The sequence below is a fragment of the Nesterenkonia sp. NBAIMH1 genome, from assembly GCF_007922635.1.
In the GTDB taxonomy this organism is placed as follows: domain Bacteria; phylum Actinomycetota; class Actinomycetes; order Actinomycetales; family Micrococcaceae; genus Nesterenkonia; species Nesterenkonia pannonica.
In genome coordinates this window covers 2,640,550-2,659,698 of sequence record NZ_CP042335.1, presented here as the reverse complement: position 1 = coordinate 2,659,698, position 19,149 = coordinate 2,640,550, and the positions used below count along the sequence as shown (strand labels likewise).

General features: G+C 66.2%; 17 protein-coding genes. 8 read left to right on the top strand and 9 right to left on the bottom strand.

The window, feature by feature from the left end:
• Nucleotides 1-37 precede the first annotated feature (37 nt).
• Entirely contained in the window at nt 38-1,636 is a 1,599-nt protein-coding gene (locus tag FS388_RS12765) for an ABC-F family ATP-binding cassette domain-containing protein (protein WP_146341754.1), read from the top strand.
• Nucleotides 1,637-1,645: 9 nt separating this feature from the next.
• Here the strand turns inward: FS388_RS12765 and FS388_RS12760 are convergent, their stop codons facing one another.
• Genes FS388_RS12760 through FS388_RS12750 form a run of 3 tightly spaced genes read right to left on the bottom strand, consistent with a single transcriptional unit; the run spans nt 1,646 to nt 3,224 of the window.
• Nucleotides 1,646-2,551, bottom strand: a complete 906-nt coding sequence (locus tag FS388_RS12760; RefSeq protein ID WP_246836225.1) for an SURF1 family cytochrome oxidase biogenesis protein — start codon at nt 2,549-2,551, stop codon at nt 1,646-1,648.
• Nucleotides 2,548-2,811 carry an acetone carboxylase gene (locus FS388_RS12755; RefSeq protein WP_146341753.1) on the bottom strand — a complete coding sequence of 88 codons (264 nt, stop codon included), beginning with the start codon at nt 2,809-2,811 and terminating at the stop codon, nt 2,548-2,550. The genes FS388_RS12760 and FS388_RS12755 overlap by 4 nt, the downstream gene beginning before the upstream one ends.
• The gene (locus FS388_RS12750) at nt 2,811-3,224 is read right to left on the bottom strand and encodes a DUF3099 domain-containing protein (protein ID WP_168198714.1); all 414 of its coding nucleotides are present in this window, start codon (nt 3,222-3,224) and stop codon (nt 2,811-2,813) included. The genes FS388_RS12755 and FS388_RS12750 overlap by 1 nt, the downstream gene beginning before the upstream one ends.
• 79 nt (nt 3,225-3,303) lie before the next feature.
• Between FS388_RS12750 and FS388_RS12745 the strand changes: the two genes are divergently transcribed.
• The 3 genes from FS388_RS12745 to FS388_RS12735 are packed head-to-tail and all read left to right on the top strand — an operon-like array spanning nt 3,304 to nt 5,031.
• Entirely contained in the window at nt 3,304-4,011 is a 708-nt protein-coding gene (locus tag FS388_RS12745) for a beta-ketoacyl-ACP reductase (RefSeq protein ID WP_146341751.1), read from the top strand.
• A 24-nt stretch (nt 4,012-4,035) separates the two neighbouring features.
• Complete coding sequence (locus FS388_RS12740) at nt 4,036-4,797, top strand: SDR family oxidoreductase (protein ID WP_146341750.1); 762 nt, start codon at nt 4,036-4,038, stop codon at nt 4,795-4,797.
• A 9-nt stretch (nt 4,798-4,806) separates the two neighbouring features.
• The gene (locus tag FS388_RS12735) at nt 4,807-5,031 is read left to right on the top strand and encodes a hypothetical protein (RefSeq protein WP_146341749.1); all 225 of its coding nucleotides are present in this window, start codon (nt 4,807-4,809) and stop codon (nt 5,029-5,031) included.
• A 21-nt stretch (nt 5,032-5,052) separates the two neighbouring features.
• Here the strand turns inward: FS388_RS12735 and FS388_RS12730 are convergent, their stop codons facing one another.
• From FS388_RS12730 to FS388_RS12720, 3 genes are all read right to left on the bottom strand, one after another.
• A complete protein-coding gene (locus FS388_RS12730; protein ID WP_246836224.1) occupies nt 5,053-6,021 on the bottom strand; it encodes a M56 family metallopeptidase in 969 nt (322 codons plus the stop codon).
• 38 nt (nt 6,022-6,059) lie between these two features.
• Nucleotides 6,060-6,398 carry a BlaI/MecI/CopY family transcriptional regulator gene (locus FS388_RS12725; RefSeq protein ID WP_146342033.1) on the bottom strand — a complete coding sequence of 113 codons (339 nt, stop codon included), beginning with the start codon at nt 6,396-6,398 and terminating at the stop codon, nt 6,060-6,062.
• A 91-nt stretch (nt 6,399-6,489) separates the two neighbouring features.
• Nucleotides 6,490-9,003, bottom strand: coding sequence for a DNA topoisomerase (ATP-hydrolyzing) subunit A (locus FS388_RS12720; protein WP_146341748.1), 2,514 nt, complete (start codon nt 9,001-9,003; stop codon nt 6,490-6,492).
• Nucleotides 9,004-9,086: 83 nt separating this feature from the next.
• Between FS388_RS12720 and FS388_RS12715 the strand changes: the two genes are divergently transcribed.
• Together FS388_RS12715 and rraA are read left to right on the top strand one after the other, a co-directional pair.
• Nucleotides 9,087-11,819, top strand: coding sequence for a GNAT family N-acetyltransferase (locus FS388_RS12715; RefSeq protein WP_146341747.1), 2,733 nt, complete (start codon nt 9,087-9,089; stop codon nt 11,817-11,819).
• Nucleotides 11,820-11,870: 51 nt separating this feature from the next.
• The gene (rraA, locus tag FS388_RS12710; protein ID WP_146341746.1) at nt 11,871-12,341 is read left to right on the top strand and encodes a ribonuclease E activity regulator RraA; all 471 of its coding nucleotides are present in this window, start codon (nt 11,871-11,873) and stop codon (nt 12,339-12,341) included.
• Nucleotides 12,342-12,344: 3 nt separating this feature from the next.
• Here rraA and FS388_RS12705 read toward each other — a convergent pair whose 3' ends face one another.
• Genes FS388_RS12705 through FS388_RS12695 form a run of 3 tightly spaced genes read right to left on the bottom strand, consistent with a single transcriptional unit; the run spans nt 12,345 to nt 17,210 of the window.
• Nucleotides 12,345-13,382, bottom strand: a complete 1,038-nt coding sequence (locus tag FS388_RS12705) for an NAD(P)-dependent oxidoreductase (protein WP_146341745.1) — start codon at nt 13,380-13,382, stop codon at nt 12,345-12,347.
• Complete coding sequence (locus FS388_RS12700) at nt 13,379-16,129, bottom strand: alpha/beta fold hydrolase (RefSeq protein WP_146341744.1); 2,751 nt, start codon at nt 16,127-16,129, stop codon at nt 13,379-13,381. The genes FS388_RS12705 and FS388_RS12700 overlap by 4 nt, the downstream gene beginning before the upstream one ends.
• 7 nt (nt 16,130-16,136) lie before the next feature.
• On the bottom strand, nt 16,137-17,210 hold the full coding sequence (locus FS388_RS12695; protein WP_146341743.1) for a 3-oxoacyl-ACP synthase III: 1,074 nt from the start codon (nt 17,208-17,210) through the stop codon (nt 16,137-16,139).
• Between the two features lie 101 nt (nt 17,211-17,311).
• Here FS388_RS12695 and FS388_RS12690 point away from each other — a divergent pair, with 101 nt between their 5' ends.
• Both FS388_RS12690 and FS388_RS12685 read left to right on the top strand, forming a co-directional pair.
• Complete coding sequence (locus FS388_RS12690; RefSeq protein WP_146341742.1) at nt 17,312-17,923, top strand: DUF5998 family protein; 612 nt, start codon at nt 17,312-17,314, stop codon at nt 17,921-17,923.
• Entirely contained in the window at nt 17,923-19,140 is a 1,218-nt protein-coding gene (locus tag FS388_RS12685; protein WP_246836223.1) for an alkaline phosphatase family protein, read from the top strand. The genes FS388_RS12690 and FS388_RS12685 overlap by 1 nt, the downstream gene beginning before the upstream one ends.
• Nucleotides 19,141-19,149 lie beyond the last annotated feature (9 nt).

The following is a 19,149-nucleotide window of genomic DNA, read 5'->3' as shown; positions in this document are numbered from 1 at the left end:
TCCCGCACCCTCAACAACCCCCTTTGGAGCAGAACCCTTGATCAGCGTGTCCAACCTCGAACTGCGCGTCGGCGCGCGCCTGCTCATGGACGAGGTCTCCTTCCGGATCGACGCAGGGGACAAAGTCGGGCTCGTCGGCCGAAACGGGGCGGGAAAGACCACCATGACCCGAATCCTCGCCGGAGCCGGACAGCCCACCGACGGCACAGTCGAACGCCGCGGAGAGATCGGGTACCTGCCCCAGGACCCCAAGGTCGAGAACATGGACCAGCTCGCGCGCGAACGCATCCTCTCGGCCCGAAACCTCGACCAGGTCACCACCAAGCTGCGCGAAGCCGAGAAGGGCATGGCCTCAGAGGACGGAAACGTCCAAGAGAAAGCCATGAAGCGCTACGCCCGCCTCGAAGACGAATTCCAAGCAGGAGGGGGATACGCCGCCGAGGCCGAAGCAGCAACCATCTGCGCCAACCTCGACCTCCCTGAACGCATCCTCACCCAGCCGCTGCACACGCTCTCCGGCGGTCAGCGCCGGCGCGTCGAGCTCGCCCGCATCCTGTTCTCCCAAGCCGAGACGCTGCTGCTCGATGAGCCCACCAACCACCTCGACGCCGACTCCATCACCTGGCTGCGCGAACACATCAAGAACTTCCCCGGCGGAGTGCTGATGATCTCCCACGACGTCGACCTCATCGAAGACACCGTCAACAAGGTTCTGTACCTCGACGCCATGCGCCAAACGGTGGACGTCTACAACATGGGCTGGAAGAAGTACCTCGTCCAGCGTGAGCAGGACGAATCCCGGCGCAAGCGCGAATACGCCAACGCGGAGAAGAAGGCCTCCCAGCTGCGGCAGCAGGCTGACAAGATGAAGGCCACCGCGACCAAAGCCACTGCCGCCCAATCCATGCTCAAGCGCGCTGAGCGCATGATGCGCGGCCTCGAAGGGGAGCGGGCCACCGACAAGGTCGCCAAAATCCGCTTCCCAGAGCCCCAGTCCTGCGGCAAGACCCCGCTTATGGCGGAATCTCTCTCGAAGTCCTACGGCTCCCTCGAGATCTTCACCGGAGTCGATCTAGCCATCGACCGCGGCTCACGCGTCGTCATCCTCGGATACAACGGCGCCGGCAAGACAACGCTCATGCGGCTGCTCGCAGGAACCGCCGAGCCCGACACCGGGAACATCATCTCCGGTCACGGGCTCAAGCTCGGATACTTCGCCCAGGAGCACGACACCCTCGACACCGAGCGCTCCGTGCTGGAGAACATGAAGACGGCAGCACCGTGCCTCAACGACACAGATCAGCGAAAGATCCTCGGATCCTTCCTCTTCTCCGGGGACGACACCGCAAAACCGGCGTCAGTGCTCTCAGGAGGCGAGAAGACGCGCCTGGCCCTGGCCACACTCGTGGCCTCCAGGGCCAACGTGCTGCTGCTCGACGAGCCGACCAACAACCTCGACCCAGCCTCCCGCGAAGAGATCCTCGCGGCGCTGCGGACCTACGAAGGCGCGGTCGTCCTCATCTCCCACGACCCCGGTGCCGTCGAAGCGCTCGACCCCGAACGCGTCGTGCTGCTTCCCGACGGCGTCGAAGACCTCTACACAGCGGAGTACGAGGACCTCATCCAGCTGGAGTGAGGCCCGTCCTCACCGGCCCGCCATATGCTCGTCGACCCAGGCGTCTTCGGCATCCTCATCCGTCAGGCGTCCCTGCTGACGCATCCGCTCGGCCCGTGCGCGCCTGAGAACCTCACGCTTAGGTATGCCCGCCGGCAGCTCACCGTCGTCCTCCTCCGCATAAGCCACGTCATTGCTCCGGGCCTGCAGGCGGGCCGCATAGCCCCAGCCGACAAAGCTGAGCATGCCGAACGCGATCCACTGCATCGAATAGCCCAGGTGCGGCCCCTCGTCCACGCTGGGACGAGCGAATCCCCGAGGCTGCTCAGCCGGCTGCGGAGACTCCGATAACATCTCTCCGTAGGCGCCGCCCATGACGCTGTAGCCGACCTGATCCTCAATCTCGTCAAGCTCGATGGACGCCAGCTGGCCCTCGGGCGCATCACGGCCGATCTCAGGCTCGCCGGGCTTGATCCGCACCGTCACCTCGGCCTGCCCGCTCGGCGGCTCAGGGTTCGACGCAGGCAGCGATCCGTCCTCGCTTCCCGGGGCAAGCCAGCCCCGGGAAATGATCACCACGTCACCCGTCGAGGCCTCACGGAAGGGCACGACCTGCTCGTAGCCGACCTGCCCGGAGTTCGCACGGTTGCGGGCGAAGAGATGGTCCTGCGCCAGATACTCGCCGACGAGCTCCACGCTCTTCCACTCATCGTCCTCATCAGCAGAGGCGAAGATGTCCCGGGCCTCTGAGTAGGGAATGGGGCCCTGATCGTAGTTGGCCTGGATGGTCCCGATCTCATCCAATGCGGCATCTCGGCGGTCCCACTGCCATTGGCCCAAGAAGTAGCAGACCACCATGAAGAGGATGCAGACCGCGAACCACCCGATCCAGGTGGGTGAGGCCAAGAACGAATACCGCTGACGAAAGTCCGTCACTCCTGAGTCCCCTGGACAGCCTGGGACGGCTCAGCCTCAAGCGGCTCAGTGGATCGCCAGAACAGCCGAGCCTGCAGGAACTGCTCCAGCCAATCCCGGTGCTCACCGCATGCAAGCCATATCTTGCGACGCTCTGCGTCGTGAATCTTGGGGTTGTTCCACAGGACCTTCCAAGCGGCAGGTTCGCGGCATCCCTTGCGGGAGCATTCCGGCGCCTGAGGGCCTTCAGCGCCAGACGAGAGGGAGCCCAGCAGATCCATTACGGCTCACCCCTCTCCACCTCGCCGGAAACGATCTCACCTTCAATGACTGTGTCCCCGCTCTGCACGCCCACGGGCTCCTCGGGCTGCTCCTCCCACCATTGGCGGGGCTCATCCTCGGGCTCCTCATGCTCCGCGGTCAGCTGCCGCTGCGGATCAACGCCTTCGCGGGCCGCCCCGAGGTACCGATCCCCGCTGGCCGTGGCGCCGACCACCGCGGTGTAGGGCAGAATAATGGCTGCGACGACGAAGACGGCGGCCCACCATGACTGCCAGACCACCGCTGTAAGACCCGCGAGCAGGAAGCACACCATGCGCAGGCTCATCTGGACGGTGTAAGCCACCATCCGTGATCTCTGCTCCACACTGTGGCGCATCGGCGCGTCGGTGACGGAGTAAACGGGTTCTGACATCTGTCCTATTCTACCGCTCACCCCTGCGGCCCCGATAGGGTGAGCACCGGCAGACCGGCAGACACGAAGCAGGAGACACATGAGCGATCGATCCATACTGATCACCGGCGGAAATCGTGGCATCGGCCGGGCGATCGCCGAAGCCTTCATCGCCAACGGCGACAAGGTCGCCGTCACCACACGCAGCGGCGAAGCCCCGGAAGGAGCCCTCGGGGTCGCAGCAGATGTGACCGACTCTGCGAGCATCGACGCCGCCTTCAAACAGGTCGAGGAGGCCCACGGTCCAGTCGAGGTCCTGGTTGCGAACGCGGGCATCACTCGTGACACGCTTCTGATGCGTATGAGCGAGGACGACTTCTCCGAGGTTCTCGACACCAACCTCACCGGAGCCTTCCGCGTCGTCAAGCGCGCCAATAAGGGCATGCTGAAGCAGAAGAAGGGGCGAATCGTGCTGATCGGCTCCGTCGTGGGCCTCTACGGCACGCCCGGGCAGATCAACTACGCCTCCTCCAAGGCGGCCCTGGTGGGCATGGCCAGGTCCCTGACTCGGGAGCTGGGCGGCCGCGGAATCACAGCCAACGTGGTGGCGCCCGGATTCGTCCGCTCGGACATGACTGATGCACTGGACGAGGACACCCAGAAGAAATACCTGGAGTCCATCCCTGCCGGACGGTTCGCCGAAGCCGAAGAGGTCGCCAAAGTTGTCGCCTGGCTCGGCTCCGACGACGCCGCCTACATCAGCGGGGCCGTCATCCCGGTCGACGGCGGCCTCGGCATGGGTCACTGACAGAATCTCGAAAGGACTGATCGCATGACTTCACAGGATCTCGCCGGCAGGGGAGCCGTCATCACCGGCTCCTCCCGCGGCATCGGCGCCGCCACCGCTCAGCTCGTGGCAGAGCGCGGCGCAGGCGTTGTCGTCAACTATCGCGCCAAGGCGCCGCGCGCCAAGAAGGTTGTCAAGGGCATTGAGGAGGCCGGCGGCCGCGCGGTCCCGGTCCAGGCCGACATCACCGAGGCCGAGGGAGCACAGGCTCTTGTCGACGCGGCCGTCGAAAACTTCGGCAGTCTCGACCTGCTCATCCTCAACGCGTCCGGGGGCATGGAGTCCGACCGGGGTGAGGACTACGCGCTCATGCTCAACCGCGATGCGCAGGTGAACCTGGTGCGCACCGCACTTGAGGTCATGCCGCGCGGCTCCCAGATTGTGTTCGTCACCAGCCACCAGGCCCACTTCATCAACCAGACAGCAACGATGGACGCATACGAGCCCGTGGCCCGCTCCAAGCGCGCTGGTGAGGATGCCCTCCGGGAGATGACGCCTGAGCTCGATGAGAAGGGCGTCTCGCTGACAGTGGTCTCCGGCGACATGATCGAAGGCACCATCACTGCGACCCTCCTTGATCGGGCACAGCCCGGCGCTCTCGAAGCCCGCCGCGACGCGGCCGGCCGCCTCTACACCGTTGAGGAGTTCGCGGCCGAGATCGCCTCCATCGTGAACCGAGAGGGTCTCGAGCAGGCCCATACGGAGCTGGTGGGCGGCGCTGAGGACTTCCTGGCCAACAACACCTGAGAAATCATCATGACGCAGCAGCCCCCGCCCCAAGAGAGCCAAGTGCGGCGCCTGTTCACCCTCGCGGTCCTCTTCGGGCTGGGGGCGCTCGGAATGGTGCTCCTGAACCTCACCCTGGACTTGGGGCTCAGCTTCGCCCCGGTGTTTCTGAGCCTCTTCGCCGTCATATGGACAGTGATCGGTCTTTTCGCCTGGCGGTACGAACGAAAGCAGTCCGACAGCCCCGATCACTAGAGCCTCCGCCAGACTGTGCAGTCAGCTGACAAGGATCAGCGTCGTCGGCCCCACGAGAAGCAGAGCGCTCACCGCAAGCAGGCCGGCTGACGCAGGCCACGCCAGAGGACGGGGCCGCGTGAGCAGCCGCTGCAGCCTGATGCCGGTGATGAGTCCCGAATCGCCTGGCTGAAGATCGGCCCGCGTTCCGTCGCCTGAGGTGCTTGTGGTGGCAATGGACCGCAGAAGCACATCACTGCCGTGCTCGGCCAGCGCACCGTCGTCGGCCAGCATCTCGGTGAGCTCCAGAACGGCCTCACGCCCGTAGCGGGTCGTCGGAAGCCAGGGGAGAGCGCGGTACCACGCCTCAAAGGCCATGGTTAGCAGGTGGTGCCGCTGACGCAGGTGCGTCCGCTCATGCGCGACCACCGCGGCAAGCTCAGCATCGGTGAGCTGGTCCAGGAGGCCTCGCGAGAGCACAGTCACCGAGCCGGCGTTCGTCCGCCCGGGAAGGCAGTAGGCCAGGGGAGCGTCGTGCTCGATCACCTGGGCATCGAAGTCGGGAACGCTCGTCATCTCTCCGAAGGAGGGGGAGCGCAGCGGCGTCGAGAGGAGCTGAACCATCTGGCGGTGACGCGCTCGGGCCCTGCGCACCCGGTAGAACGTCCGGGCCAGAGTCAGCAGCAGATGGGCTCCCAGCACAAGGCCCAGGCAGAGAGCGAAGATGTGCCAGGGGTGGACATCCATGGCCGCCAGGGCCTCGTAGTCCTCTGCGGTGGTCAGCTCGACCGCGGTCCCAACTGCCTCCGGGAACGATGATCCGAACGGCGAGAGCCCGTAGATGATCGGCGAGCCCACCATGGACAGTCCGCCGCTCAGCGCAATAGCCTGCCAGAGCACCATCCAGACCCATGGAGAGCGTGCCCTGGCCGGCGCCTCATGAAGGAGCATAGGAACGGGCACAGCAAGGGCAACGGCTAGCAGGGCGAGGCCAAGGGCAAGAATCTCCACTGAGCGAAGATTCTATCTGCTGAGGTGAGGGCCGTGCGTCAGCTCAGAATGCGGCGCAGCGCAGCCGCTTCCTCTTCCGAAACGCCGCCGATGAACCGAGCGAGGACCGCTTCGCGGTCACCGGCCTGGCCGAGCACCTCGTTGAGCATCTCCACGGTGTGGTCCTCGCGTGAAGCCTCTGCCGTGTAGCGGTGGGGGCGAGACCCGCGGTCACGCCGGACGAGGCCCTTCTTCTCCAAACGGGAAAGCACCGTGAGGACTGTGGTGACAGCGAGGGCGTCATCCAGCTCATCACGCACATCGTTGGCCGACAGCTGGGAGCCCGTGTCCCACAGCAATGTCATCACCTGACGCTCAAGTTCGCCGAGACTGGCCATCATTCGGTGCTCCTTTCAGCAACGCACTACTACGATACTGCTGAAATCACCATTCTTCTACGCTCTGTAGTAAAAGTGTGTCGAATGTTACCTATGCCTCGGGGGCATAGACCGATGAGAGCGCCTCAGGGCTCGACGCCACCGCGGTGATCCGCTGCTCCAGAGCCACGCCTGAAGCGTCGCGCCTGGCCATCTCCGCCGGGAGTGTGCGCGCGGAGCCCGAGCTGTCCGCAGCCATAGGAGCCGCAAGAACGGCCGCGCCGACCATCAGGCGCTCCTCGCCGCGCAGGAACCGATGTGCCCGCACACCTCCCGTCGCCCTGCCCTTGATGGGGAACTCAGAAAGCTCAGACACTTTGATCGTCCCGCTCTCCAGGCCCTCCAGGGTGCCGTCACCGGCTGCCGCCGTCACCACCACCGCGGCACCGGGAGCATCAGCCACCGCAGCGGGGATGGCGCCGAACCCGATGACCTCGTCGCCCGGCGCCAGCTTGATGCCCGCGATGCCCGAGCCGGTACGCCCCTGCGGACGAACCTTGTCGGCGCCGAATCTGAGCAGCTGAGCGCCCGCAGTGATCAGGACCATCTGGTCGGACTCATCAGCGGACGGGACGGCGGCCACCACCGTGTCCTTCTCCTTCAGAGCAATGACCTCCCACTCATCCCGGTTGGCCGGGTAGTCAGGATTGATCCGCTTGATGCGCCCCTGGGCCGTGGCCACCGCAAGGACCTTCTCAAGGGGCACCAGCCCGACCACCTGCTCCCCGCGCGCCAGGCTGAAGTAGTCCTTCGCCTTTCCGCCCTGGTTCAGGTTGATGGTGCCGCCTGCAACCTCCAGAACGGGCATGTCCATCACAGAGAGCCTGATCATCCGACCTGCCGTGGTGATGGCGCCGACTGCCTCACGAGCGGTCGCCGGGACCAGGGAGCTCAGCGCGTCGTGCTTTCTGCGCCGTCCCGGGTGCACCAGCTGCGCACGATCAGCGGTGCGAGCGAGCATGCCGGAGGTGGAGAGCACAGCCCAGCACGGAGCGTCCGGGATCCGCAGCGCGGCTTCAGGATCCTCACCCTTGGCCGGCGTGAGAGCAGGCACAGGCTCCGCGTCCTCCGTCTCCACCAGCTCAGTCCGACGCTCGTCGCCGTACTTGTCGGCGATGCTGTCGAGCTCGTCAGCCACAGTGGTCCGCAGGACCTCCTCAGAGTCCAAGATCGCGGCGAGGTGTGCAATCTCCTCCTCAAGCCGCTGCTTCTCCTTCTCCAGCTCGAGAGTCGAATAGCGAGTGAGCTGCCTGAGCCGCAGCTCCAGGATGTGCTCAGCCTGCGCCTCGGAGAGATCGAAGACCGTCATGAGCCGCTGCTTCGCCGTAGGTCCGTCCTCAGCGGCACGAATGATCTGGATGACCTCATCGATGTCCACGATGGCGATCAGCAGCCCTTCGACCAGATGCAGACGGTCCCGTCGCTTGGAGAGGCGGAACGCTGTGCGACGCCGGACCACGTCGATGCGGTGATCCACGTAGACCTGCAGCAGCTCGAGCAGGCCCATGGTGCGAGGCTGCCCGTCCACCAGAGCCACATTGTTGATGCCGAAGCTGTTCTCCAGAGGCGTGAGCTTGTACAGCTGCGCGAGGACCGCCTGGGGATTGAAGCCGGCTTTGAGCTCGATGACCATGCGCAGTCCGTGCTTGCGGTCCGTCAGGTCCAGAACATCCGACACCCCCGCGAGCTTCTTGGCCTGCACCGCCTCCTTGACCTTTTCGATCACCGTTTCGGGCCCCACCATGTAGGGAAGCTCATCGACGATGATGCCGGTTCGCCGGGGGGAGACCTGCTCAATACGCGTCTTCGAGCGGACTTTGAAGGACCCTCGCCCCGTCCTGTAAGCATCTCGGATGCCGTTCAGGCCGACGATGCGTCCGCCTCCGGGGAAGTCCGGGCCGGGGATCAGCTCCATCATCTCTTCGAGCGTCGCCTCGGGGTGAAGGATGAGGTGCTTGGCCCCGGACACCACCTCCCGGAGATTGTGCGGGGCCATGTTCGTCGCCATGCCCACAGCGATGCCGCTGGCCCCGTTGACCAGGAGGTTGGGGAATGCGCTGGGAAGAACAGACGGCTGCGTGAGCTGATTGTCGTAGTTGGGCTCGAAGTCCACGACATCCTCATCGAGGTCCGCGGTCATCGCCAGGGCAGCGGGAGCCATACGCGCTTCGGTGTAGCGCGAAGCGGCCGGGCCGTCATCCAGGGACCCGAAGTTGCCGTGGCCGTCCACCAGCGGCAGGCGCAGCGCCCAGGACTGCGCCATGCGCACCAGAGCGTCATAGATGGCGGAATCGCCGTGGGGATGGAGCTTGCCCATCACCTCACCGACGGTCCTCGCCGACTTCACATGACCCTTCTCGGGGCGAAGACCCATCTGGGACATCATGTACAGGATGCGGCGCTGCACCGGCTTCAGGCCGTCCCTTGCGTCGGGAAGGGCCCTTGAGTAGATCACCGAGTACGCGTACTCGAGGAATGAGGTCTCCATCTCCGAAGAGACGTCGATGTCGGTGATGTTGTCTTCCGGGGTCACCGGGGGTGCGGTCTCAGTGCTGCGGCGGGCCATAGGCTGGTGCTTCAGATCCCTCAGGTTCGGCGTGTTCGATCATCGCAGACGATGACGCCGCGGCGGCGGCTACAGTTGATCGTATGGGTTCAACGGCAGCTCGGCGTGGATATCCGGCCCATTGGGAGGCCGATGTCGTCCTGCGCGACGGCGCTGCGGCGCAGCTGCGCCCTGTCTGGGAGGAGGATGCCCCGCGGCTTCAGCGGATGCACGCGGAGCAGTCGGAGTCGTCAAGATACCTGCGCTACTTCTCCTACAAGCCGAGCCTCTCAGCTGCTGAGCTGGAGCGATTCACCGACGTCGACCATGCGGATCGGGTCTGCCTGGTCGTTCTGGTGGCTGACCGCTCCGGCGAAAGTGACATCATCGGTGTGGGCGGCTATGACCGCATCGGCTCCACTGACGAGGCAGAAGTCTCCTTCTACATCTCCGACGCGCACCAGGGGCGGGGCGTGGGCTCCATCCTTCTGGAGCACCTCGCCGCGGCAGGCCGAGAGCGCGCACTCACCCGCTTCTCAGCGGAAGTCCTCCCCGCCAACCGGAAGATGCTCTCCGTGTTCCATGAGGCGGGCTACGAGATCGATCGCAGCTTCGAGGAGGACGTCATACTCGTCGGCTTCAGCATCGATCCCAATGACCGCTCCCGCCAGGTCATGGAAGCACGGGAGCATCGGGCCGAGGCTCAGAGCGTGGCTCAGCTGCTGAATCCGCAGCAGGTCGCGGTGATCGGCAGCTCCCGGCTCTACGGCTCCGTGGGCTACCACCTCCTCCATCACCTCATGGAGGCACGGTTCACAGGCGGCGTGCACTCGGTCAGCCCCGAAGCGTACGAACGAACTGACGACGATGCGTCGTCGCGTTCGATGCTGGACCACATTGAGCCAAAGATTGATCTCGCGGTGATCGCCGCCGAGCCTGACCGGATGATCGCCGCCGTCACCGACTGCGGCCGGGCCGGCGTCAAAGGCGTGCTGATCGTGACGGAGACCAGCGGAGACCATCAGCGCGAACTCGTCCGGCTGGCGCGCAGCTACGGAATGCGCTTGGTCGGCCCGGCGTCCATGGGACTGATCAGCACTGACCCCGACGTGCGGCTCAACGCCTCGCGGCTGCCTCAGATGCCCATCCGCGGAGGAGCCGGAATCTTCAGCCAATCGGCGTCCATGGGCCTCTCCCTCATAGCTCAGGCTCAAAGACGCTCTTTGGGTGTGACATCGGCGATCTCGGCAGGCAACAGGGCCGACGTATCCGGCAACGACGCCATGCAGCATTTCGAAGACGACTCAGCCACACGCACCGTAGGCATCCACCTCGAATCCTTCGGCAACCCGAGAAAATTCGTGCGAATCGCCCGACGACTCTCGCAGGCGAAACCCGTGGTCGTCTCAAAGTCGGAGCTGATGGGTGTGCGGGTGCCTCCCGGCCATGAGACACGCACCACCGCGGCGCCGCCCGCGGCAGTCGACGCCATGCTCGAACGCTCGGGCGTCATCCAGACAGCCAACAGCGACTCGCTCATGGACGTGCTCCAAGTGCTCGCCACTCAGCCCATACCCGCCGGCCCGCGACTCGGCATCCTCACCAACTCGCCCTCCATGGGCCGACTTCTGGCCGACTCCGCCGAAGCCGAAGGGCTCGACCCCACCCGCGTGGACCCGGACCTGTGCATCGAAGGCACTGAGGACGAGGCTCGAGCCGCCCTTCAGCAGGCGCTGCAGGCGCAGTTCGACGACGACTCAGTCGACGCGGTGGCGCTCTGCCTGCAGCCCACCATCCCCGGCGCGCAGCATGATTTCTATCGCGCCATCTCCGACGTAGCACGTCAGCAGACGAAGCCCATGGTCATGTCCCTCATCGGGGTCACCGATCCGCATGTGCCTCTGAACTTCATCGGCAACGCCGGACCCGTCATCGAAGACGGTGCCCTGCAGCAGGGAGTCCCCGTCTTCTCCTCGCCGGCACGCTCGGTGACTGTGCTCAGCAAGATCGCGGCCTACCGCACCTGGCGCGAGCGCGGAGTCGGCGAGCCCGTCGTGCCCGAGGGGCTGGAGGGTTCGGCGGCCTACCGCGCGGCAGAGGCACTCATCGCCGACTGGGTCCCTGCAGAGGGGGAGACCCTGCTCGATCAGAAGCAGACGCAGGAGCTCCTCGGCCTCTACGGAATCGAGCTCATGGGTGCAGCCCGGGTGGCCACAGCTGACGAGGCCTGCGATGCCGCCCGCCGAATCGGGTTCCCTGTGGCCCTGAAGACGACGCATCCGTACCTGAGGCAGCGGCTCGACCTCGGGGGAGTCCAGCTCGGACTGGAGGACGAGGCGGACCTGCGTCGCGCTGTCGTCGAGATGCGCCGCACACTGGCGCCGCTGACAGGATCGAATGCTGCCGATGAGCCTGACTTGGAGGTTCAGGCGATGGCTCCCACCGGGCAGGCCTGCACGGTCCGTGGACTCGAGGACCCGCTCATCGGACCCGTTGTGTCATTCGGCATGTCGGGCGATGCGTCCGACCTGCTCCAGGACTGGGCGTACGCAGTCCCTCCGATGACCGATCAGGACCTCGACCAGCTCGTCACAGGACCGAAGGCCGCAGTCAAGCTGACAGGCCACCGCGGACTGCCCCGCGTGGACATGGAGTCAGTCAAGGACGTGGTTCAGCGCATCGCCTCGCTGAAGGACAACCACTCGGAAGTCTCGCGACTGGAGCTCACTCCTCTGCTAGCCTCGCCGGAGGGGGTCCGTGTTCTTCACGCGTCGGTGCACCTGCGCGAGCCGGACCAGCGCACCGATTCTCCACGCCGGGTGATCTCCAGATACTGAGCGTCGTATGTAATATGCGGGGGTACGACAAAGACGTCGAGAAGGGAAGCCATGAACTCAGACTTCAGCACCTGCGACCTCTACGATGAGGACGAATCCCTGCAGTCCCTGCCCCTGCAGATGCAGAACCTCGGAGGTCTGCAGCGCTTCACCGGCCCGATCCGCACCGTGCGCTGCTATCGCGACAACGGCCTGCTGAAGTCCATCCTCAACGGTCCGGGTGACGGCGCCGTGCTGGTGGTCGACGGAGACGGGTCGCTCGAGTCTGCCCTGATGGGGGACATGATCGCCGAGGCCGCGCTGGCGAACAGCTGGACTGGAGTGGTCATCAACGGTGCGGTGCGGGACAAAACCGCCTTGTCGCAGCTGACGATAGGAGTCCGTGCGCTCGGCACCAATCCGAGGAAGTCGGCCAAGCAGAGCGTAGGAGAAGCGGACTCGGTCCTCAGCTTCGGAGGCGTGACGTTCCGTCCCGGAGCAACGCTGTGGAGCGACGAGGACGGAATCCTCGTCACGGCCTGAGGATCAGAGGACCTGCCCAGTTCGCCGCACATGACGGGCCAGGCGCTCCAGCCCCTCGTCGAGGGTGATCTGCGGCGTCCAGTCCAGGATCGCACGCGTGCGTCGCTGATCGAACCAGTGTGCTGTGGAGAGCTGCTCAGCAAGGAAACGGGTCATAGGCGGCTCATCGGCGTGCGGACCCGTGGCAGCCCACAGCTTCTCGACCACCCAGCCAGCAGCCTTCGCCGCAGCCGGCGAAACCCTCATAGAGGGAGCCTTCGCGCCACCGGCCTGGGCGATGCCCGCCAGAAGCTCACCGATCGGCCGCGGCTCGCCGTTGGTGACGACAAGCCTGCGGTCCTCCACCGGCCCCTTGGCAATCTGCGGCAGGCGTCGGAGGCCGGCGACGAACGCATCCACGGCATTGTCGATGTACAGGGTGTCCACCAGCGGCGCGCCCGTGCCGAGCAGCGGAAGCCTTCCTGAGCGCGCACGATCGACGATCCGTTTGGTGAGCTGACCGTCGCCGGGACCCCACACCAGGTGAGGACGCAGAACCAGCACCTTCATGCCCACCTCGGCGTAGGACTCGGCGATCAGCTCAGCCTGCGCCTTCGTCACGGCGTAGCTTCCCTCAGCATGCTCAGGATCCGGGCGCCCTGCTTCGGCCCCGATCAGCGACGAACCGGCATGCGCCACACTTGGGGAGGACACGTGCAGCACGTGCTCCACCCCGGCGCCCCAGGCAGCCTCGAAGAGTGTGTCCGTGCCGCGAAGATTGACGTTCTCAAAGTCCTCGTGCTTGCCGGAGACCGACACCTTGGCCGCCATATGGACCACAGCGTCCTGGCCGTGGACAGCAGACGCCACATCGACCGGCTCTGTCAGCGAACCTCGGACGTCCTCGGCCCCATCGACGCCGGACGCGGACCGCTGGAACGTCCGCACCTCAAAGCCCGCTTCGAGGAGCCCACGGGCGACGCTGCGTCCCAGCAGCCCCGAAGCGCCGGTCACCAGCACTCGGGAGCCCACAGGCAGCTCAGAAGCAAATGCCGGACTCATGGCGAACCCACCTTCTCTCCCGCCAGGACCCGTTCGGCCCACTCTGCGAGGACTCCGCGTTCGATCTTCGAGTTGTGCCTGATGTCGGTGGGAAGCTCCTCGACCACCAGCACCGCAGAGACCGCGAGGGGGGAAATCTCGCGCACGCGGGCTGAGAATTCGGGCGAGGCCAGAGGCGAGGACCCATACGAGAGAGAGGCGCCGGACTCCGGCTCCACGATCACTGCGACAGCTTGGGCGCCCTCGGGCCCCACCCCGACCGTGGCCGAGCGGGCGACGCCGTCCAACGAATCGACGGGGGTCTCCACCACGCCGGGGCCGAAGGGACCCTCGGCTGTCGTCATCACATGCTGCAGGCGGCCCTGGATCCACAGCCGGCCGGCTGCGTCGACGTGGCCGACGTCGCCCGTGCGATGCCAGCGCAGCCCCTCGGCGTCATCGCGGGACGACCGACGCTCGGTGTGCCACAGCCTGTCGTAGCCCGCTTTGAGGTGAGCGGCGGAGACCACCAGTTCGCCCAATACGCCGACGGCATCCTCGGGGGCGCTGAGCTCCTCAGAGGGCCTCCCCAGCTCATCCAAAGCCGCCACGGCAAAGCGGACGCCCTTCACCGGTCGGCCCACACAGACGCCGGCTTGGCCTGTGGACATCGCTTCGTGCACCTCATCGCGCGTGATGTCCGCTTGGAGCAGACCCTCGGTCATGCCGTAGGGGGTGTGAATCTCCGCTGAGGGGAAGATGCTCTGCACCGAGTCGAGAATGTCCGGGTGCACGGGTGCGCCCGCCGAAAGGACAAGCCTGATGTGCCTCAGCGCCTTGGTCTGCTTCGCCGACAGGTCGCCGGCAGTCGCCACTACATTCCGCAGTGCCGCAGGGGATCCGAAGAACATCGTCGCCTCGCCGGCCAGGGCAGCATCAGCCACCGCAGACGCGGTCAGAGTCGCGGGCTTGGTCACCGACATGTCCGGCGTCACCGAGGTGGCCCCGATGGCCGGCCCCAGCAGAGCGAAGGGAGCGAAGCCTGCAATCAGCGAGGCGCCCGGCTTCACGTCGAAGGTCCGACGAAGCAGGGCCACCAGAGCACCGAGCCGCGCATGGGTGTATCGCACGCCCTTGGCCGGCCCCGTTGAGCCGGAGGTGAAGAGGATCGCGGCGTCATCGCTGGGCTCAGGACGCGGCACCTGATCCAGAAGCGCGCCGGCGTGACGTCGCAGCAGCCTCTCCACGGACGCTTCAGTGCCCAGCAGGGCGGACTGGCGGTCGGACAGGGCCGACACACTGATCCTGCGGCCCGGCCAGCCCAGCGCACGCGCGGCCGCCAGACCCGGTCGCGCACCGATCACCCACGCGGGGCGCGCACTGCGTGCTGCCCGCGTCAGACCCTTGACTCCGAGCCCAGCATCAGCAACCACAGCCACCGCCCCGAGGCGGAGCAGGGCATACAGAATGACGGTCAGATCGTTGCCGGGCTGCACCAGCAGCGACACACGGTCCCCGCGTCGAACACCCTGCTCGTGCAGGCCGACGGCCAGAGCCTCAACCTTCTCCCTAAGCTCACCCCAGGTCACGGATTCGCCGCTACGAGTCATGTCGACCGCAGCAGGCTCGGTGCGGCGCCACGTGAACGTCAGCTCAGTCAGCTGGTGGTGGAGCGGGGTGACCTCACCTGCCGGGGGAGGGGACTGGCGCTGCTCAGCCGGTGCGTGAGATGCGCCGAAGACATCCCCCAACCATTGAAAGAGCGGGCCGGTCAGGTCTCGATCCTCGATGAGAAGATGGCTCGCACCCTCATAGCGGTGAAGGTCAGCGTGCGGGACGCGTTCACGCAGGTCGGCGAGATAGCGATCCCGGAAGACGGGATCCTTGGGCCCCCACAGAAGAAGCGTCGGCTTGTCCCAGGCGCTCAGACCGCTGGAGATCTCCTCAAGAACCGTCCTGGAGCTGTGTGCCGCCAGCGCCGGAATATCGGCCACGAATCCTCCGATGCCGCCTCGACCCAGTCGGGAGACATAGGGGGAGCGGTACGCGGCAGCCACCTCCGGAGGAAGCCCCTTGGCCGATCCCTGAGGTGCGGCGAGGGCCAACGTCGTGCGCAGGAACGCATCTGTGAGCACGGTGGCCGAAGGAAGCACCGCAGGGGACATTGCCGCCCTCAGCGCCGGCGGAACCGGTTCGCCCGAGGGGTGATCGACCGCAGTATTGAGCGAGACGGCGGCGTCGACCACGTTGCTGTGCCGGACGGCCCAACCCAAGGAGATGATTCCGCCCCAGTCGTGGCCGAGGGTCACCAAGGGATGTGAGACGTCGACGTCGAGCTCGTCCATGAGCCCGTCAAGATCCCCCAGCCGCTCCTCGAGACGCCGATACCCGGAGGCGAAGGCGGAGGGAGGCTCAGTGTGCTCGAGGCGATCGGAGAACCCCATGTCCAGCTGATCCGGCGCAATGACTCTCCACGCGTGGCCGGGACGTGCCTGCTGCAGCGACGCCGCCAGCACGCTGCGCCACAGGTATGACCAGGTCGGGTTGCCGTGCACAGCCAGGATGGTGCCGGTGGCCTCAATCCCCCGGGCAGCGAGCTCAGGGCCCGTGTCAAGGACGTGGAAGGTGTGCTCCCCGTCGTCGGTCTTGGCTGTCACGAGCCGCGACCAGGCGGGGTCGAGCCCCGGCAGGGGAGTCTCGGTGAGCGTCTTGAAGGGCAGCCGCGCAGAGGCAGCCGGAATGCTGCGCCACCAGGGGAAGCTCGCCATCAGTGCCTCACCATTCGATCTCGACCATTGCTGTGTTGAGACCCGACCCTACCCCCATGCAGAGGACGCGCGAGCCCCTCTCCAGGCGGCCTGCGGCCTCCTCCCTCGCCAACGTGATCGGCAGGGATGCGGGCCCCACGTTTCCCAGCTCCGGGTAGGTGACGGGCACCTTCTTCTTGTCCAGCTTCGCCGCCTTGATGATCGACGACGTGTGCAGCTGGGAGACCTGATGGGTCACATAGGAATCCATGCCGTTCCAGTCGAAGTCTTCCTGAGCGTCCTCCCAGGCGTCCATGACCAGCTCCAGGCCGCCTTCCAGAAGGCCTCGGGCATCGGTGAACATACCCCGATGGTCGCCGACGCAGAGCTCGTGGTGCTGCGTGGCCGCACGCGTGACTCCGCCCTTGATCCGGTGACCCTCCGGATGCTCGTCCGCCGGCCCGATCACCGCTGCGGCGGCGCCGCACCCAAGCGTCAGCGACGCAAACTCCTTCATGAAGTCGTCGCGGGCCACGTGCTCCAGGGTGTTGATGCGCTCGATCGTGGCATCCTGCACTCGGCGAGCGTCCTCTCCATTCACGATGAGGACATAGCGCGCCTGGCCCGCATCGATCAGCGAGCTGCCCAGCGTCATAGCATTGACGAAGCCCAGGCACGCATTCGTGATGTCGAAGTTCATCGCGGAGCTCGGCAGGCCCAGCTCATGATGGACGCCTACCGCCACCGATGGCTCCAAGTGCTCCCGAGTGACCGAGGTGTTGATCATGACGGAGACGTCTTCGCCGGATATCCCAGCCGCCTTCAGCGCTCGGCGCGCGGCCTCAACGGTGCCCGTGCGGACCTCGTCATCGCTGCGCCAGTTGCGCCGCGCCCGGACCCCGGCGACGCGCTGGAGCAGTCCTGCCGGAAGCTTCAGCCGCTTGCGGGCGTCGGCCAGGCGTGCGTCGAGATCCTTGGACGATACGACGACCGGCGCCTCAACCTCCGTCACTGAGAGAAGGGCAGCGTTGCGGTGGTGGAACGTGGCGTTCCCACCGGCGGAGCGTGCGGCTGGGGAGGAGGCTGGTCGGGTCTGAAGCACCCCGCCATTATCCAGAATGCCCCCTGCCGGAGCGAACTTGGCGCGCCCTTTCTGCTCAGCGCAGATCCTCGGGGCCGAGCGGCGGCGATACGATGGCCTCTATGACTCTGACCCGGAGCCTCAAAGAGGCTATCGATCGAGGCGGCTTCTACCCAGACCTGGTGCACCACACGGTCGCCGAGGCTCTCGACGGACGTGAAGCGAGCCACCAGATCGTTCACGTGGACACCCATTTCGATATGGAGGAGGTCCACCGCCACATCACCGTGCTCGCCCTGGCCGACAATGTGGTGGTCGTCGCACACCTGGACGATCACGACGCCGACGAAGATCCCAACTTCGCCCACGACGACGGCGGAAGACGCAGCTCGGGGGAGGTTGTGGCGCGCATTTCGACAGAGGTGGTGCCGGTGGCCCGAATGGGCTCAGTGATCCTCTCCGAAGTCCACAGGAGCCCCCAGAACTTCCGGCCGGACCGAGGCCTGATCGAAGTCACACTGACGATGAACTGGTCCGGCGGCGCTCGGCTCGACACGATGCCTGCGGACTGCGGCAACCCCGAGTGCATGGCTGATCACGGCGACACAGGGAACGTGTCTCCCGAGGACATCACCCTGCGCATCGCCTCTACGGCCGAGGGGGACACAGCTGTCCGGGAGGCCCGGGCGTTCGTCCGGGCCCTGCGGCGGGCCCAGGTGCACCAGACCCGCTGATGGCCACCGCACTTCCGGCTCCGCCCGACTACGCCGGCGCCCACCTGCGCCACGTCATGACGTCCGCAGCCGCTGCTCTGGGCGTGGAGGGCTTTGAGAACCGGCTCGGAGTGCCCGAGTCCAGCATCGCCGTCGTCGTCATGGTCGACGGGCTCGGCGACGAGAATCTGGCTCGGCACACCGGGCACGCACGCTTTCTCGCCTCAGCCTGGCGAAGCGGCCGAAGCGCCCGAACCCTGGATGTGGGGGCTCCAGCCACCACGGCCGTCTCACTGACCTCCCTCGGCACAGGGCTCACCCCGGGGGAGACAGGAATGCTCGGCTACGACCTCTACGCCCCACATCTGGGGCGCGTGGTCAACATGCTCAGCGGCTGGCCCGACGACCTCGACCCCTCATCCTGGCAGCCCCATCCCACGGTGCTCCAGAGGGCGCAGTCCGCGGGGGCTGAGGTCCTCACCGTCTCACGGCCGCAGTTCCGGAGCTCCCAGCTGACCCGCGCATCACTCTCAGGCGGGGAGTTCCGGGGCGCTGAGCGCATCGAGCATCGATTCGCCGCCGCCGCCGACTGGATCGGCGGGCACCGGAAGTCAGGGGGAACTCGGCGCGGGCCGGCCACCCCGCTGCTGGTGTACCTCTACGTCGACGAGCTCGACCGAACAGGCCACCGAGAAGGAACAGCCTCACCGCGCTGGCGCGAATACCTTGAGGGACTCAACGCCGCGGCCGAGCGATTCAGCATGCAGCTGGCGCAGCGGTTCGGCGAGAGGGCGACCGTGCTGCTGACGGCGGACCACGGCATGGTCGACGTGCCGCACGCTGCGGGCATAGACGTCGCAGAGCGCGAGGACCTGCTCGGGGGAGTCGAGCACACAGCCGGAGACCCACGGATGATGTACCTGCACACGCTTCCCCACGCCGATCCGGGGCAGATCGCCGACCTATGGCGCCGCGCCCTCGGAGAGTCCGCCTGGGTGCTCACCCGTCAGGAAGCCGTCGACGCGGGATGGTTCGGCCCCGTGAACGACACGGCCCTGCCGCGCATCGGAAATGTCATCATCGCGGCGCGCGATGACATCGCTTTCTTCGACACGAGGCGCAGCGGCCCCGGAGTGCGCGAGATGGTAGGCCAGCACGGATCGCTCACAGAGCTGGAGAGGAAGGTTCCTCTCCTGGAGCTCACAGGCCGCACCTTCGACCCGGCGACCCCCGTCTGACCGCCGGCC

Bases quoted from the DNA above. Each gene is read 5' to 3' on its own strand.
- FS388_RS12705 (WP_146341745.1), bottom strand. From the start codon at position 13,382: ATGAGTCCGGCATTTGCTTCTGAGCTGCCTGTGGGCTCCCGAGTGCTG.
- FS388_RS12755 (WP_146341753.1), bottom strand. From the start codon at position 2,811: ATGGATCTGCTGGGCTCCCTCTCGTCTGGCGCTGAAGGCCCTCAGGCG.
- FS388_RS12685 (WP_246836223.1), top strand. From the start codon at position 17,923: ATGGCCACCGCACTTCCGGCTCCGCCCGACTACGCCGGCGCCCACCTG.
- FS388_RS12700 (WP_146341744.1), bottom strand. From the start codon at position 16,129: ATGGCGAGCTTCCCCTGGTGGCGCAGCATTCCGGCTGCCTCTGCGCGG.
- FS388_RS12720 (WP_146341748.1), bottom strand. From the start codon at position 9,003: ATGGCCCGCCGCAGCACTGAGACCGCACCCCCGGTGACCCCGGAAGAC.
- FS388_RS12715 (WP_146341747.1), top strand. From the start codon at position 9,087: ATGGGTTCAACGGCAGCTCGGCGTGGATATCCGGCCCATTGGGAGGCC.
- FS388_RS12745 (WP_146341751.1), top strand. From the start codon at position 3,304: ATGAGCGATCGATCCATACTGATCACCGGCGGAAATCGTGGCATCGGC.
- FS388_RS12740 (WP_146341750.1), top strand. From the start codon at position 4,036: ATGACTTCACAGGATCTCGCCGGCAGGGGAGCCGTCATCACCGGCTCC.
- FS388_RS12750 (WP_168198714.1), bottom strand. From the start codon at position 3,224: ATGTCAGAACCCGTTTACTCCGTCACCGACGCGCCGATGCGCCACAGT.
- FS388_RS12735 (WP_146341749.1), top strand. From the start codon at position 4,807: ATGACGCAGCAGCCCCCGCCCCAAGAGAGCCAAGTGCGGCGCCTGTTC.
- FS388_RS12690 (WP_146341742.1), top strand. From the start codon at position 17,312: ATGACTCTGACCCGGAGCCTCAAAGAGGCTATCGATCGAGGCGGCTTC.
- rraA (WP_146341746.1), top strand. From the start codon at position 11,871: ATGAACTCAGACTTCAGCACCTGCGACCTCTACGATGAGGACGAATCC.
- FS388_RS12725 (WP_146342033.1), bottom strand. From the start codon at position 6,398: ATGGCCAGTCTCGGCGAACTTGAGCGTCAGGTGATGACATTGCTGTGG.